Here is a 691-nt window from a genome sequence, read left to right as displayed (position 1 = left end):
CCTGCGGGGCGGTCGACACGGCGGACCAGCCTAGACAACGACCGGACCCGGCTGCGTACGCTGGTCGCTCCAGCGACGTCCGGCCACGGGCGTCCGCGGACGACCGGGAGCTGCGTCATGGGGATGTTCGACAACCTCAAGGGTCTGGCCGACCAGGCCAGGGAGAAGGCGACAGAGCTGGTCGACCAGCACGGCGACAAGGTCGAGCAGGGCCTCGAGAAGGCCGGGCAGCTCGCCGACGAGCGCACCGTGGTGGCCACCCGGCGCTCCGCCCCCCGCCAGGAGACGTGGTCCCGCGCCGATCCCCGCGTGCGCTGGGTCGACGCCCTCGCCCCCGACGTCCTCGAGCGCTCCCTCGCGGTGCTCGCCGCCGTGCGCTCCGCCACCGTGGGGATGCCGCTCGACGAGACCGCGTGCGCGCCCTTCACCGACGGCCGCTGGCTCGTCTCGCACAACGGCAGCCTCGACCGCACCGTGCTGCCCGCGCGGCACGAGGCGGAGTCCGCCTGCGACGCGGCCCTGCTCGCCGCCCACGTCCTCGCCCTCGGTGACGACCTCGGCGGGCCCGCGCTCGCCCGGCGCCGTCACGTAGCCGACGTCGACGCAGCGGAACAGCTCCGGGCCCGTACGACGCCAGTCGACCAGCCCGAGGAACCGGTCGTCGCCGGGGTCGGCGACGACCCGGTCGACC

At 75.4% G+C, this 691-nt stretch carries 1 protein-coding gene; it reads left to right on the top strand.

Annotated elements, in window-relative coordinates:
• Positions 1 to 117: 117 nt before the first annotated feature.
• Positions 118 to 691, top strand: a 574-nt coding sequence (locus tag ABD005_RS18130; protein WP_343819163.1) for an Rv0909 family putative TA system antitoxin, incomplete at its 3' end; no start/stop codon positions are given.

It is taken from the genome of Colwellia asteriadis (assembly GCF_039523295.1).
Lineage (GTDB): Bacteria > Pseudomonadota > Gammaproteobacteria > Enterobacterales > Alteromonadaceae > Colwellia > Colwellia asteriadis.
The sequence above is the reverse complement of the archived record's forward strand: the minus strand, read 5'-3'. Positions and strand labels throughout refer to the sequence as shown.